General features: G+C 64.6%; 12 protein-coding genes. 3 read left to right on the plus strand and 9 right to left on the minus strand.

Going from position 1 to position 13,319, the window contains the following annotated elements; translation table 11 throughout:
- Nucleotide 1: 1 nt before the first annotated feature.
- The 8 genes from C451_RS16725 to C451_RS16760 all read right to left on the minus strand — a co-directional run bounded on the left by C451_RS16725 (nucleotide 2) and on the right by C451_RS16760 (nucleotide 6,653).
- Nucleotides 2–634 carry a hypothetical protein gene (locus tag C451_RS16725; RefSeq protein ID WP_007742404.1) on the minus strand — a complete coding sequence of 211 codons (633 nt, stop codon included), beginning with the start codon at nucleotides 632–634 and terminating at the stop codon, nucleotides 2–4.
- A gap of 178 nt (nucleotides 635–812) precedes the next feature.
- A complete protein-coding gene (locus C451_RS16730; protein ID WP_007742405.1) occupies nucleotides 813–1,604 on the minus strand; it encodes a DUF7260 family protein in 792 nt (263 codons plus the stop codon).
- Nucleotides 1,601–2,161 carry a DUF7552 domain-containing protein gene (locus C451_RS16735; RefSeq protein WP_007742406.1) on the minus strand — a complete coding sequence of 187 codons (561 nt, stop codon included), beginning with the start codon at nucleotides 2,159–2,161 and terminating at the stop codon, nucleotides 1,601–1,603. Before C451_RS16735 ends, C451_RS16730 begins: the two co-directional genes overlap by 4 nt.
- 93 nt (nucleotides 2,162–2,254) lie before the next feature.
- Nucleotides 2,255–3,001 (minus strand): FAD-binding protein, encoded by a 747-nt coding sequence (locus C451_RS16740; protein WP_007742407.1) that lies wholly within the window; start codon nucleotides 2,999–3,001, stop codon nucleotides 2,255–2,257.
- On the minus strand, nucleotides 2,998–3,888 hold the full coding sequence (locus C451_RS16745) for an NAD(P)/FAD-dependent oxidoreductase (protein ID WP_007742408.1): 891 nt from the start codon (nucleotides 3,886–3,888) through the stop codon (nucleotides 2,998–3,000). The genes C451_RS16740 and C451_RS16745 overlap by 4 nt, the downstream gene beginning before the upstream one ends.
- The gene (locus C451_RS16750) at nucleotides 3,881–4,132 is read right to left on the minus strand and encodes a hypothetical protein (protein WP_007742409.1); all 252 of its coding nucleotides are present in this window, start codon (nucleotides 4,130–4,132) and stop codon (nucleotides 3,881–3,883) included. The genes C451_RS16745 and C451_RS16750 overlap by 8 nt, the downstream gene beginning before the upstream one ends.
- Before the next feature lie 2 nt (nucleotides 4,133–4,134).
- Nucleotides 4,135–5,370, minus strand: a complete 1,236-nt coding sequence (locus C451_RS16755; RefSeq protein ID WP_007742410.1) for an ABC transporter substrate-binding protein — start codon at nucleotides 5,368–5,370, stop codon at nucleotides 4,135–4,137.
- 2 nt (nucleotides 5,371–5,372) lie between these two features.
- Nucleotides 5,373–6,653, minus strand: coding sequence for an ABC transporter substrate-binding protein (locus C451_RS16760; protein ID WP_007742411.1), 1,281 nt, complete (start codon nucleotides 6,651–6,653; stop codon nucleotides 5,373–5,375).
- A 322-nt stretch (nucleotides 6,654–6,975) separates the two neighbouring features.
- Here C451_RS16760 and C451_RS16765 point away from each other — a divergent pair, with 322 nt between their 5' ends.
- A complete protein-coding gene (locus tag C451_RS16765) occupies nucleotides 6,976–8,166 on the plus strand; it encodes an ISH3 family transposase (protein ID WP_004053631.1) in 1,191 nt (396 codons plus the stop codon).
- A gap of 295 nt (nucleotides 8,167–8,461) precedes the next feature.
- Here the strand turns inward: C451_RS16765 and C451_RS16770 are convergent, their stop codons facing one another.
- Complete coding sequence (locus C451_RS16770) at nucleotides 8,462–9,424, minus strand: HEAT repeat domain-containing protein (RefSeq protein ID WP_049913194.1); 963 nt, start codon at nucleotides 9,422–9,424, stop codon at nucleotides 8,462–8,464.
- Between the two features lie 190 nt (nucleotides 9,425–9,614).
- Between C451_RS16770 and C451_RS16775 the strand changes: the two genes are divergently transcribed.
- Nucleotides 9,615–11,507 (plus strand): phospholipid carrier-dependent glycosyltransferase, encoded by a 1,893-nt coding sequence (locus C451_RS16775; RefSeq protein WP_007742415.1) that lies wholly within the window; start codon nucleotides 9,615–9,617, stop codon nucleotides 11,505–11,507.
- Complete coding sequence (locus C451_RS16780) at nucleotides 11,504–13,207, plus strand: glycosyltransferase family 39 protein (RefSeq protein WP_007742416.1); 1,704 nt, start codon at nucleotides 11,504–11,506, stop codon at nucleotides 13,205–13,207. Before C451_RS16775 ends, C451_RS16780 begins: the two co-directional genes overlap by 4 nt.
- Nucleotides 13,208–13,319 lie beyond the last annotated feature (112 nt).

Here is a 13,319-nt window from a genome sequence, read left to right on the forward strand (position 1 = left end):
CTCACTCGACGGCGCGGAGCAGCCCGAGCAGTTCCTCGCGGTACGCGTTCGGGTCGTCGGGGTCGACCCCGGCGCTCTCGCACAGCGCGGCGAACCCCTGGGTCGGGTAGGCTCCGCCGGCGATGCGGAACCCGCCTCGCCGCGTCCAGATGGCGACCCAGCCTTCGATGGCGATGTCGTGATCGCTGTCGCGACGCTCGACGGCGTATCGGGCGGTGTATTTCGTGAGACGAGCGCGATCACCGGTATCGGTACGCATGCGCTGGTTTCGTCCCCGTTCGACCGCGCGAAAGCCCCTGTCTTCGAGGTCGGACGCGAACGATCGGCGGAGCTCGGTCGTGACGGTCGGCAGCACCGACGCCGTGCCGATCCCGGGTGCGAGCGGCGGACGGAAGGCAAGACGGGTGGCGAAGAAAAATCGCCACGGCATGTCGAGGGCGTCGTCGGCCGCCCGCAGGGCCTCGCGGAGCGGGCCGTCCTCGTAGACGAGCGTGTGGCCGCGCACCCGCATCGTCGGCAGCGCGAACAGCGTCTCGGTCGTCCCCTCGATCCTCGTCCAGCCGTCGAGGCGGTCGTCGGGAACGCTCGGCGCTCGGATATCGGCCATCGATCGCAGTATGGCCTCGATGGCCATCAGTCATCGCACGGCAGCATCGACCAGGTTTCACACGGAGTACGACGTCAAAACATGGTGGCGAGTGAGGCGACGACGCATCTCTCGCGTGATCGTGCCGCGATGTATTCGTTAGTATGAGAGGCCCCTGGAAACGTATCAATTCGTGGGGATGGTAGCCGTTCTGTCGATCGTCCGTTCACACCCGTCGCACCAGATGCGCTCGGATCGCTCGTTGGCACTCGTCACAGATCTGTTCGACCCGGGCGATCGTCGAGAGAACGGGATACGCCACCGGGAACCCGTCGTAGAGACAGTTCACGAGCTCTTGCTGGGTGATGCCGACCTGTGCGTCGACGCTGGTGGTCGCGTGAAGCAGCGACTGGCGCTCGTGAGCGATCGTTCCGCATCGGTCGTGGAACCCGTCCAGCCGCTCGTGTCGTGCCCGAAGCGCCGCGAATCCGCAGTCAGTGAGCGCCGTCTCGTTCGCGTCGACGATCCACGCCAGCAGCTCGTCGATGGCGTCGTTCGCCGCGACGAGCGACGCCTCCTCGCGGTCGAGCGCGCGCTCCATCACCCGGAGCTCGTGGCGTCGTTGTGCCGCCTCGGAGAGCACGCCCTGCTTGAGGTTGGCGGTGAACCCCGTCATGTTCTGTGGCGCGAGAGCCATCGCGACCTGCTCGGAGAGTTCGGCCCCGACCGTTTCGAGCAGCGTTTCGGGATCGTCGACGTCCGCAGTGCTGTGCGGGCGAACCGTCTCGGCGAACCGTTCACGGACCTGTTGCCGACTGTTCGATCCGCCCGACGAGCTCGCCGCTACCGTGGCGGCGGGGCCGGTTCGGAGCCCGCCCCGCTGGGTAGTCGGCGTCTCGACGGCAACCCCTTCGACGCCGGTGACGAAGCGCTTGTACGCCGCCTGTTTCCCGTCGATGGCCGTCTGTTCCTCGTGCACGCGATCGATCGCCTGTCGGATATGGGTCTCGACAGTCATGGCTCGCCCTCGTGAGCCGCACGCAGGCGCGCGAGTTCGCGGTCGGCGAGTGCCCAAAACCGGTACTGCCAGTCACGGCTCGTTGACGCGCACGTGTTTCGTTCCTCGCCGGTGGCCATCGTTTCACGAACGATGAGATCGTGGTAGGCCACTCGGGAGTCGTAGCGGCGCAGCCGCGCACGGTAGCGCTGGGCGGCGCGGGCGGCCCGCGTGGCCGCTTCCCGATCGGGGAACTGTCGCCCGGCGATCGGCACCGGACGCGCGCCGGTGCGAGCGCAGACGATGGTGTACCGGCCGACGTCGGTCGCCAGGAAATCGATTCGAGTGCGGAGATCGTCGAGCGTGGGTTCGGTCATCGATGGTTGATTTCGTGTCGTTCGGAGGGCCAGTCGCGAATCGGCGATCGTCGTGTCTTCACTCGTTGTCTTCGATCCGCTCGTCGCGCTATCGGCACCGATTCGGCTCGCACAGTCCGTGAGCGCTCCATCGCGAACGAGCGTGCTGGCAGCCGTGCCCGTTCCGCTGCACGCTGGAACCGCGACTGTGGTATCGACCATACACTTTAGGCCGACCTAAAGGAACGTAAAACCACCGTGACATTCACCCACATCGACCACCGACTCGTAAACCCCACTCAGCGCTTGACGGGATCAGTCCTCCAGACTCGGATGCGTCTGCTGCTCGTCGGGATGTGGTTCGGCGACATGTTCGCGCAGCGTCTCCCGTGACGCGGCCGCCCGGCGACGGCGTTCCTCCTCGCCGATCTCCTCGACGCCAGGCGGGAGCTCCCGCCCACGATCGGTGAAGTAGCCCTCCGGGGCGACCCAATCGTGGTAGAACGGGCGGTCGTCGTCCTCCAAGAGCGTGACGGCGACCTCGGCACCGTGGCCAGCGGCCACGATCGCCTGATGGGGTTTCTCGGCGAGGCGGCCCGCCGCGTAGAGCCCCTCGACGCCCGTCCGCCCGCGTTCGTCCGTCTCGACGTAGGTCTTCCCGCGATCGACGATCCCGACTCCGTCGACGTCGGTGAGATAGTCGGTGGCGTTTTTCGTCGCGGCGACGACGTACTCGGCGTGATAGCGGTCGTCGCTGGCCGTCTCGACCGCGAAACCATCCGCTTTCGCCTCGACGGCGATCGCCTCGGTCGAGTGGCGATCGCAGCCAGCCCCATCGGCCTGCTTTCCCATCATTTCGAGGAGCAGCCGGGCGTTGATGCCGGCGGGAAAGCCCGGATAGTTCTCCAGGTGGGCGTTCCGTCGCATGATCGAGTCGCCGCCGTCGACGACGAGCGTGTCGAGGCCGTGCCGGGCGGTGAAGATCCCCGCCGACAGGCCCGCCACGCCCCCGCCGACGATGACGACGCTGTACGCGCTGTGATCGTCCGATTTGCCAGTCATCGTTGCTGATCGAGGGTTGCTGCGTGCTCACGGATGAGATCGTTGTCGATGTGTTCCAGAAGTGCTCGCTGACCCGCCGTACCACGACGCTCGATCTCCTCGACATCGATATACTGCGCGAACCGGCGGTCGATCTCCCGCTCTCGCAGCGTGGCCCACCGCTCTTCGCTCACGTCGTGATCGTCGGGTCGGCTGGCATCGGCGTACTCGCGCCAGCGCTCGCGATCGGCCCATTCGCCGGCGAGTTCGGCCTCGTCGCGCACCCAGTCGTAGTGGTCGACGAACCCCTCGAAATAGCCCTGTTCGCGGCGCACCTCGTCGACGACCCTCAATCCGACGCGTCCGCCGCGCCCGGCGGCGATGATCGCTTGTCGATCCGACTCGTCGGAAGGGGATGCGACGTAGAGTCCGTCGATCGGCGTCGTCCCGTCCGTCGCGGCGTACGAGCGGCCGAACCGTTCGTGGGTCTCGCCATCGTGTTCGTGACTCTCGAACATCGCATCGCCGTCGAGCGAGCGGAGATACTCGCCACCGTAGCGCGTCGCCGCGACGACCCGCGCCGCGGTGACGTCGTCGTCCTCCTGTGGTTCGACGACGAACCCGCCGTCGTCGGCGCGTTCGACCGATTCGACCATATCTGGCACGATTTCACAGCCGGCCTCCGTGGCGTGGGCGTGCAGCAGGTCCTGAAACATCTCGATATCGATGCCGGCAGGGAAGCCAAGATAGTTCTCTAAATGTGCACACCGCCGAATCGAGGAGCGCCCGCGGTCGAAAATCAGGGTATTCAGGCCGTACCGAGCGGTGAACACGCCTGCCGAGCAGCCTGCCGGTCCGCCGCCGACGATAACGACGTCAACGTCGGTCGTGTTGTCGGAGTCAGTCATCGTTCAGCTCCGCAACGACGTCGAGCGGATCGATACCACGGACGCGGAGTCGTTCCTCGACCACACAGCGTGTGTATCGTCCGCCAGTCCGGCCCGTACTCGCGGAGAAGGCGACTGTTGCGCCGGTAAAACACTGGCGCAGCCGGTCGTCGCCGTACGAGTGATAATCGGACGATGGGTGTCCGATCGGGCCGTCGTCGGTTTGCGGAACCGTTCGACGGGCGGTCGGTGTGTCGTCGGGCATGGTTAGAGGTTTCCGTTGATGATGTCCGCAACACGCTGGCGATCGAACAGTCTCTCTTCTTTGGGGATCTCAGGATATGGCCCGCTGGTGTAGGTCGGCCACTCGCCGAACTGCCCGGGATAGAGCTGTTTGGCGGTCATTTCGAGCTGGAAGAGGTTCAGAATCGGTCCCTGATAGCGTGCGCCCTGGGCATACACGCGATCGTTTGTGACCGCCGAAAGCTGCTTTCCGACCGGGTTCTCATTCAGTTTCTCTCGCACCTCCTGCATGCCCGTTTCGGGATGCATGCCGCCGAGTCCGAGCATCACGTCCGGGTCCGCCTCTAACAGTCCCTCCATGTCGACGGTATCGCCAGAGGAAGTCTCGTCTCCGAACGCCTCGGTTGCTCCGAGCGGTCGGGTGTGGGCCGTCAGAAATCCGGGGTTGTTTACTTTATATACGTATATCTCGTCGAAGTCCGTCGGAAGCGCCATCACCGCCGTCGGCCGCTCGCTGGCGGGTGGACGGTTCACTTCGATGGTATCGAGCAGTTCGCGATGGATCTTCGCGAGTGCTTCGTACCGTTCGTTTTCGCGGAACACCTTCGCGACCTTCTCGAACATCTCCCACAGGCCGTAGTATCGATAGCTGTCCTTCCACTCGGCGGGTGGTTCCGCGTGGCGATCGCTGTAGTAGTTCCCGAACCAAGGTGCGACGTTGTCTCGGATCTCCTTGACGTCCGCCCTGCTCCAGCCGTCCAGCGAGAAAACGCCTGCCGGGTCCGCAAGATGGACATCACTGTTCAGTTCGTACAGTTTCTCCTTGCTCGGTTCCCACGAGGAGTACAGCCCACTCCAATCGAGCGATACCCCATCGAGACGGGGCGTGAACTGGTTCCACAGCGCGTCGTAGTAGTCCGGCGCGTGCATCGCGTTCACGTCGTTTCCCCGTCCGAGCGCGAACGCCATCCCGGCTAGATGTGTAAGGCGTGTGAAAACTGATCCCGGCACCGAATCGAACGCGACGTTCCCCATCGGTGCCATTCGTATCGAATAGGGGTCCTCGCCATTCTCGGTCGTGTTCCCGCCGGTCGTCGTCTCGTTTGCAGTGTTTGTCGCTCCGGCCCCCGTGCCTCCCTCGGAACTGCTTTCACCCGTGCAGCCGGCGAGCAGCCCGCCGCCAATGACTGCACCGCCGTATTTCACGTACTCTCGGCGCGTCGGTGGCCCGGTCGTGGTGTCGCTATCGTTGTCACCCATAGTCAGAGGTTCCCATTGCAGATGTCAGCGACGCGCTGGCGGTCGAACAGCCGTTCACTCTTTGGCACGTCGTACGTGTTGTCGTCGTCGAACCCGGGGAACTCGCCGAACGTCTCCGGATACAGCTGTTTGGCAAGCACTTCGGTGTTGAACAGACCCTGTATCGGCCCCGTGGTTTCCATCGTTCCGATGTAGAGCTCGTCGTTCTTGACGGCGGTCAGCTCCGACAGCACGGGATCGTTCCGGTACAGGTCGAGCGTGTACTCGGCGATCGTTTTGCCCTCCGTGTCGTTCCCGTCGTACGCGTCCGAGGCCGGCAGCTGGTTCTTCATCAGCCCGTGATGGAGCACTATCTTGTCGGGATCGGCCTCCAGAATCACCTCGGCATCGACGTAAATCGACGTTTTGCCGTCGTACTGGCCGGCCAGGGCGTCGTTCACCTGAAGATCGCTGAAATGTTTCCTGCCGTAGACTTTCTCCGTCTCCTGGGTCGGTTTGTAGATGTAAATCTCGCCGCTGTCCGGCGGTCCGGCCCAGAGAAGCCCCATCGTCTCGTCCGTCTCGGGGACCTGCGACCTGATCCGCTCGGCCATCGATCGACTCAGTTCGGCCATCGCCTCCCCGCGTTCGGGTTGGTTGAACACTTGGCCCCAGTATTTCGTCACCTCGGCGAGGTCGTAGTACCGGTATTTCCCGTCGGGCCAGGTCGGCCAGGAGTCGTCGCGTTTTCGCTGGTTGTAGCTCCCACAGAACGGGGCGACGTTGTCGATAATCTCCTCGATGTCCTTCCCCGTGCCCGACGAATACTGGAGCAACCAGTTCGGGTCGACACCGATCATGTGGGGGTCGACTTCGTAGATGTACTCCTTGTTCATCGACTCGCTGTTGCCCAGAATCCCGTTCATCTCGGCGACGCTCGGCACGTCGACGTCGGGAAGCATCCGGTAGAACGAGAGGACGTACTCGCCCGGTCGCCACGCGGTTTCGACGATGCCGTCGGTCGTCCCACAGACGACCGCCATGTCCAGGGAGAACTCGTGGGTGATCCACTTCTCGGGCACCGAATCGAACTCGACCTCGCCGACCGGCTCGATCGCTGCCGTATACCGGTTTCGTGTCCGTGTCGAGTCGTCCGATCCGTTCGGTCCCGGCATGTCGCCGCTGCCGGCTGGGCTACTCTCACCAGTACAGCCGGCGAGCAGCCCGCCACCGATGACCGCGCCGCCGTATTTCACGTAGTCGCGCCGCGTCGGTGCCTCGCGTTCGGGAGCGTCGTCTGCCATATAGTTTAGGCTCGCCTAACACGGCAAAAGCGTTCCGAACTTTAGGCAAGCCAAAATCGGTGGTCAGTGAGGCGCTCCACAGCGCGGACAGACCGGTGGGCCGCTCTCCGGCAGTTCGAGGCCACAGTCGCTAGTTGTCCACTCTGGCTCAACAGCCCAGTAGCTGATACGTTGTAGGAACGAAGCGGATGAATCAGTGACCTGATTCACCCGCTANTCGCTAGTTGTCCACTCTGGCTCAACAGCCCAGTAGCTGATACGTTGTAGGAACGAAGCGGATGAATCAGTGACCTGATTCACCCGCTATCCGGATTTGTGAGTGATGAACCTACCCTTACTCAAGGAAGTTCTCACAGATCCGGACGAGTTCATTTCGAACGCCCAGTTGAAGTCTCTTGCTCTGGAGATGCTGGAGTTGATTCCGATGGAAGGGATCGAGGGCTCCGGCCTCGATCCCGAGGAAATCATGGAAGTCGTGCTTCGGGCCGCTGTTGGAACCACATCGGTCAACGGGGTCACGACGAAGACCAGCGATACGCCAAACCGGGAGACCGTGATGGACTGGCTCCATACCCTCCAGAAACCCGCCATACTGGACGCTGTGAACGATATTCTTGCGTTGGTCGCAATGACGGTTCTCGACCGTGGCGGGTCGAGAACCGTCTGTATCGACTTCATGGACAACCCGTTCCACGGCCATCCGGAGGACGAAGACGAGTTCAGGAGGATGCAAGCCCGTGACGGAACAACGAAGTGCCACCGCTATTGTACAGCGTTCGTCATCGCCCGGGGAAAGCCGCTGACCCTCGCCGTAGAGCCAGTAGCTGGCGAGGACAGCAAGGCCGACGCGGTCGAGCGCGTGCTCGCCCGCGTCGAGACCTATCCCTTCGAGATCGAGCGGATTCTCATCGATAGAGCTGCCTTCAACGGGGAACTGATCGGTGTGCTTCGTGAGACGGCTCCGCCAGTCTTTCCGGTCAAGACCGGGAAAGACTCGCTCCGGGAGAAGCTTTCGGTCAACGCGTCATACATGACCGAAGAGACGATCTGTGAAGGCAAGGAGTACGAACAAACGTACCCGCTGGCGGTAAACGTGACCTATCAGAACGGTGATCGAGGAAAGTCCGGTGTGAAACGGACGGGATACGCGGCGTACGGTCTGGAAGACCGCACGCCAGCGCAGGTCGCGACAGTCTACGACAACCGGTCACGGATCGAGAAGAGCTACGAGAAGTTCCGTGAAGCGCGTGCCCTCACAACAACGCCATCGACGACGATTCGGTTGTTCTACGTGGGTGTTGGCTTTCTGTTAGAGCAGTTGTGGGTCGTGCTCCAGTGGGCGGTGCTCGCCCAGCCACGACGTGGCGGGCGAGCACTTCCGGTGGAATTCACGTTCAGTGATGGGTTTCTCCACGGAGTCGAACGAGTGTTAGACGATGAACTCGGGTGGAAGGAGAAGTATCGAACGAACGGGGTGGGATTGCCGGCGGGATGCGATCACGGACTCGCCTGAGCCGCCTCGCTTCGATCGAAGCGAGGCTGGCGAGGAGCGACAGCTATCTCCTACGGGCACAGTTGTCCCGGAATCACCAACGAGAGATCCGTAGCTCGACAGATTCTCTTCAGTGGAGTGCCTCTCGCACATGCTACACTGGGACTCCGCCTCACGTCTGGCCGATTTCTACGCACTTGCTCGTACCGTGACTGGTAGAGTGGACAACTAGCGANCACATGCTACACTGGGACTCCGCCTCACGTCTGGCCGATTTCTACGCACTTGCTCGTACCGTGACTGGTAGAGTGGACAACTAGCGACAGTGTGAACACTCGCCGTCGGCATCGAGCGACGTGATCTCCGCGACGAGATCGTCCGTCCCGTCGCGAACCGAATCGAGAGTTCCGAGAACTCCGGGGGTCGCCGCAGGCCGCTCGTCGTCCAGTGCCCGCCGAGCGAAACGCACGCGATCGACCAGAAACGACGGTGGGTCGTCCACCGAGTCGACCTGGTCGAGATCGGGCATCGGACCGATCGCCGTCGACGACTGTGCGAGCAGGGCGATGCCTTCCGCCGCCCGCCCCCGCACGTACGGATTTTCGTCGGTCAGTCGCTCTCGCAGCGTGTCCACCACATCGGACAGATGCTCGGGCTGCTCACAGCCGACGATCACCAGCGCCGTACAGAGGTGATAGCGCACGAGTTCGCTTTCGTCATCGCAATGCTCGGCGAGGGCCGAGCTGTGGTGGTGAGCGAGCCGCTCGGGATCGCCCAGCGCGACGTGTTCGAGCGCCTTCGCCAGCTTCTCCTTCACCTCCGGTTCGTCGAACGATAGCCCGATCCTGAGATCGGCCAGCAGCTCGGGTGTCGCGACGGTGTCGGGATGGTCGATCGCGACGTAACCGAGCGCCTCGGCCGAGCGAGCGCGCACGTAGTAGAACTCTTCGTCGTCAGCCAGCCGATCGGCGAGTTTCGACACCGTCGGAACGACGGAATCCGGGTCGGTTTCCGCGACCGCGACGAACAGCTTGGCAGTCGTCAGTCGCACCGAGCGCTCGTCGTCGGTGAGCAAACCTTCACATGCCGGCAGCGCTGACCCTACGAGATCCGGATCGTCGGTCACCGCGGCTTTCAGCCGACGGAGACACGCTTTGCACGTCTCGCCGGAAATTGACGAAAGATTTCCGACGAGCTTTGCGAGCTCTTCCTCGTCTCTTCGTTCGAGCGCGCCGTCGATCGCTCCCTGTCGCGACGACGCCGGTTCGGTGTCATCTATCGTGGCTCGGCTCCTGGTGCTCCAGCTGGACCGATGTTCGAGAACGGTTACGAAAACAGTTGTCCACGAATCCACGGGAGAGCCGACGATTCCAACGGGCTGAAACCCGCTTTCGAATGCTGTGGGGACTGCTCGCTCATCGAGGCGGATTTCGACCCACTTATGCGCGCCGACTAGTTCCATTCGACGTATGCGCTCGTGGTCCGGCCGGTGGCGGTGGCTCCTGCCGGTCGTGTCGCTCGCGTTCCTCGCTCACGCCGAAACGCTCGGCTACTGGTTCGTCGCGAGCGACACGCTGCCGCTGATCGAGACGAGTCGTGCGACCGATCCCGCCGAACTCGTCTCGCTGTTCGCCCAGCCACTGATGGCCGGATCGGATTTCACCACCACTGCGCTGTTCTACCGGCCGCTCTCGACGCTCAGCTACGCCATCGACTACGCCGTCTGGGGGCTCGACCCGTTCGGCTATCATCTCACGAACGTCCTCCTGCACACGATCGCCGCCGCGCTCGTCGCCGTCTGCACGGCTCGAATCACGCGCCGTCGAGCGGTCGGCGCGCTCGCGGGGGCGCTGTTCGCGATCCATCCCGTCACGACCGAGGTCGTTCCCGTGACCGCGCGGCGACAGGACACCCTCCTGACGATCTTCGTGCTGGCCGCGCTCACCCTCTTCGTCCGCTGGTATCGCGCGACCCCGCCGGACGAGCGACTCCCGTGGGAGTGGACGAGCCATCGCGGGCTCGTGGCCGCACTGGTCGCCTACGCGCTCGCGATCGGCGCGAAGGAGACGGCGCTCGTCGTTCCCGTGCTGGCCGCGGTCTGGGTGTTGCTCGACCGCGACAGCGACCGCCCAACGCAGATCGTCAGAACTCTCGTCGGGACGATCGGCCCGTTCGTCGCCGTCACGGCGCTGTATCTCGCCGTCCGCATCGCCGTACTCGGCGGGTTCGGCGGCTACGCGGTCCCGACGAGCGCCACGCTCGCCGATCGGCTCCTGTTCGGCGTGAAGTATCTCCTCTGGCTGTTCGTCCCGCAGAACGCCGTCGTCGAGCTGCCGGCGATACGTTCCGTCGGGGTGCCGTCGCTCGTCGTCGGCGTCGCCGTCGTGCTGGTCGTCGGTGCGATCACGGTGATGGCGCTGCTCCGGCGGGGCTACTTCCATCGCGGTCGGTTTCGCTCGCTGCGGGCGCTCACACCGGTCGCGAGCGTCGTCGGCTTCGCGGGTATCCCGCTCGTGCTCGCCGGCGAATCGCTTGGCTCGGTAGCGCTGCCGGCCGTCGGCGATCCTCTCGGGAGCTATCTCGTCGGCTTGCTGTTCGTCGGCGCCTGTCTCGCCGGTCTCGCCACCGCGCTGTTCGCGGACGGTATCGTCATCGATGACTCGCGACGCCGACAGCTGGCGTTTTTCGCCTGCTGGATCCTCGTCCCGATCGTCCTGCTCGGCACGCGGGGGTTCGTCGCGAGCAAGCCGTTCACCTTCGGGTTCGGGATGCGCAACGCCTATCTCGCGACCGCGCCCGCGATGGCCGCGCTCGCGATGCTGCTGGTTCCCGCCCTGCAACGGATCGTCTCCACCGTCCGCAGCGCGCTCGGTGCCGACCGCACCACCGCGCTGCCCACCGGCGACGTGGCGCGTATCGCCGTCGTTCTCCTCCTGCTCGTTCCCGTGATCAGTGCATCACCGCTTCTCTACGCCGGCGACAGTTGGCGCTCGGTCGGCGTGCTCAACGAACGCTCGCTGTCGGGCCTCGCGGACACGATCGACGACGCGCCCGGCGATGAGCCGATCTACGTCGCGAGCTTCCCGAACGCGTTCGACGCCGACGAGCGGTCGGCCCCGCACGCGCAGTCGGTGACGCCGCTGCGGCCATACTCGGTCGAGGCGTGGCTCTCGCTCACCGACACGGCCGACACGCAGGTCCGGTTCGTCCGGTCTGCGACCGTCTCCGATCTCCCAAAACTCGATTTCCACGCCGAGGCACGCGAGCGGGCGACCCTCGTCTGGGTTCGGCGAGCGACGGATCGCGAGCGACCACAAAGAGGAGTACCCCCGGTCGCGTCATCGACGAGTAACCACCGATGAAGCGATCACACGGCGTCGCGCTCGCTGCGGTGCTCGCGTTCTCGCTGGCCGTGCTGGCACACGTCGAGTCGCTCGGCTACTGGTTCACCTCCTACGACTCGATCGCGCTCGTCGAGACGAGCCGCATCGCCTCGCTCGCCGATCTCCGGACGATCTTCACGAAACCACTGCTGTACGGCACCTCCTATCTCGACGCCGGGCGGTTCTACCGGCCGGTCGTCAACCTCGTCTACGCCGCCGAGTACGCGCTCTGGGGCGTCGACCCGTTCGGCTACCACCTCACGAACCTGCTGCTGCACGGGTTCGTCAGCGTGCTCGTCGTGCTCACGATCCGTTCGCTGACCGATTCGCTCCGCGTCGGCACGTTCACGGGCGCGCTGTTCGCGATCCACCCGCTCGGCACCGACGTCGTGCCGGCGATCTCGCGGCGGCAGGACATGCTGCTCGCCCTGTTCGGCCTGCTCGCGCTCTGGCTGTTCGTCGAGAGCGTCCGCCGTGACAGCCGGCGGCTGCGCGTCGGATCGGCCGTGGCCTACGGACTCGCGCTGTTCTCCAAGGAAACCGCAGCCGTCGTCGGCCCGCTCGCCTTCCTCTGGCTAGTGCTCGAAGGGCCCTCGCTGCGCCAACGCTCGACGTATCGCCGGGCCATCGTCGCCGTGGCCCCGTTGGCGGCCGTCGCGGTGGGCTATCTCGCCGTCCGGTTCGCCGTGCTCGGCGGCATCGGTGGCTACACGCACGACCCGCCGCTCTCCCAGACACTCCTCTTTCCGGTGCAGTACGTGCTCTCGCTGGTCTATCAGGCCGACGTTCTCGCTGCGATCAGTGGCGTTTCGACGCCGCTCGTGATCGCCGTCGTGACTGCCGTTCCGCTGGCGCTGCTCGTTTCGTTCGCCCGTGATCGTACACTCGGCCGGATCGCCCCGCGGCGCGCTCTCCCGCTCGTCGTCGCCATCGTTGGCTTCGCCGTTCTGCTCGTCGTCGCTCGCTTTCCGGGTGCGTCGCCACTCGCGTCGGTCGACGCGATCGATCACGCCGGCTGGTACACCGCCGGGATCGTCTTCGCCGTCGGCGCCGCGAGCGCGCTGCTGGCGGCCATCGCTTCGGCCCGCTCGTTCACCGCCGGCCGTTCGATGGGGTTTTTCTTCCTGTGGCTGCTCTCGCCGCTGCCCCTGTTCTTCCTCGCCAAGCAGTTCGCCTTCCGCGACGCGTATTTCTTCGCCATACCGCTGCTCGCGCTGGCCGCGGTCTGTCTCGACGCCGCGCTTCCCGCCGTCGACGGATGGCGGACGTTTTCGAATCGGGACACCGACGCGCTGGTCGTCGTCGCCGTGCTGGTTCTCTTGGTCCCGTCGCTCGCCGCGTCGCCGCTGCTGTACGCCGATTCTGGCTGGGGCGAGACGGGCGACGTCACGCGGTCGGCGCTCGACGAGATCGATCGTTCGGTGAGCGAGGTCGATGCCGGGACGCCCGTCGCCATCGCTGGGGTTCCCACGAAAATCGACTATCGTCCCCAGCGACTCGGGCGAGCGCACAAGGTGACGATGCTCCAGCCACACTCGGTTCGGTCGTGGTTGCGGCTGCAGGGCCACGATAATCGCGTCACCTTCGGCCGCCTGCAGTCGTTCCACAGCGTTCCGGGGACCGTCTCGACGAAGACCCGCGAGAACGAGCGGCTGCTCATCTGGCTTCGCTACGACTGACGACGGGAGTGCCGATGATCCGGCGGTGTGGAAGCGTTTTTGCCCGCCGCCCCGCTTGGTTCCGGTGGTGGCGATGACGAACCGTTACCCCCGCCGAGCCCCGTGTGACGAG

This window comes from Halococcus thailandensis JCM 13552 (assembly GCF_000336715.1).
Classification (GTDB): domain Archaea; phylum Halobacteriota; class Halobacteria; order Halobacteriales; family Halococcaceae; genus Halococcus; species Halococcus thailandensis.

What these genes read in the sequence shown, in the direction of transcription:
- C451_RS16755 (WP_007742410.1), bottom strand. Translation starts at nt 5,370, where the DNA reads ATGGGTGACAACGATAGCGACACCACGACCGGGCCACCGACGCGCCGA.
- C451_RS16765 (WP_004053631.1), top strand. Translation starts at nt 6,976, where the DNA reads ATGAACCTACCCTTACTCAAGGAAGTTCTCACAGATCCGGACGAGTTC.
- C451_RS16735 (WP_007742406.1), bottom strand. Translation starts at nt 2,161, where the DNA reads ATGGTCGATACCACAGTCGCGGTTCCAGCGTGCAGCGGAACGGGCACG.
- C451_RS16760 (WP_007742411.1), bottom strand. Translation starts at nt 6,653, where the DNA reads ATGGCAGACGACGCTCCCGAACGCGAGGCACCGACGCGGCGCGACTAC.
- C451_RS16740 (WP_007742407.1), bottom strand. Translation starts at nt 3,001, where the DNA reads ATGACTGGCAAATCGGACGATCACAGCGCGTACAGCGTCGTCATCGTC.
- C451_RS16730 (WP_007742405.1), bottom strand. Translation starts at nt 1,604, where the DNA reads ATGACTGTCGAGACCCATATCCGACAGGCGATCGATCGCGTGCACGAG.
- C451_RS16750 (WP_007742409.1), bottom strand. Translation starts at nt 4,132, where the DNA reads ATGCCCGACGACACACCGACCGCCCGTCGAACGGTTCCGCAAACCGAC.
- C451_RS16725 (WP_007742404.1), bottom strand. Translation starts at nt 634, where the DNA reads ATGGCCATCGAGGCCATACTGCGATCGATGGCCGATATCCGAGCGCCG.
- C451_RS16775 (WP_007742415.1), top strand. Translation starts at nt 9,615, where the DNA reads ATGCGCTCGTGGTCCGGCCGGTGGCGGTGGCTCCTGCCGGTCGTGTCG.
- C451_RS16745 (WP_007742408.1), bottom strand. Translation starts at nt 3,888, where the DNA reads ATGACTGACTCCGACAACACGACCGACGTTGACGTCGTTATCGTCGGC.
- C451_RS16780 (WP_007742416.1), top strand. Translation starts at nt 11,504, where the DNA reads ATGAAGCGATCACACGGCGTCGCGCTCGCTGCGGTGCTCGCGTTCTCG.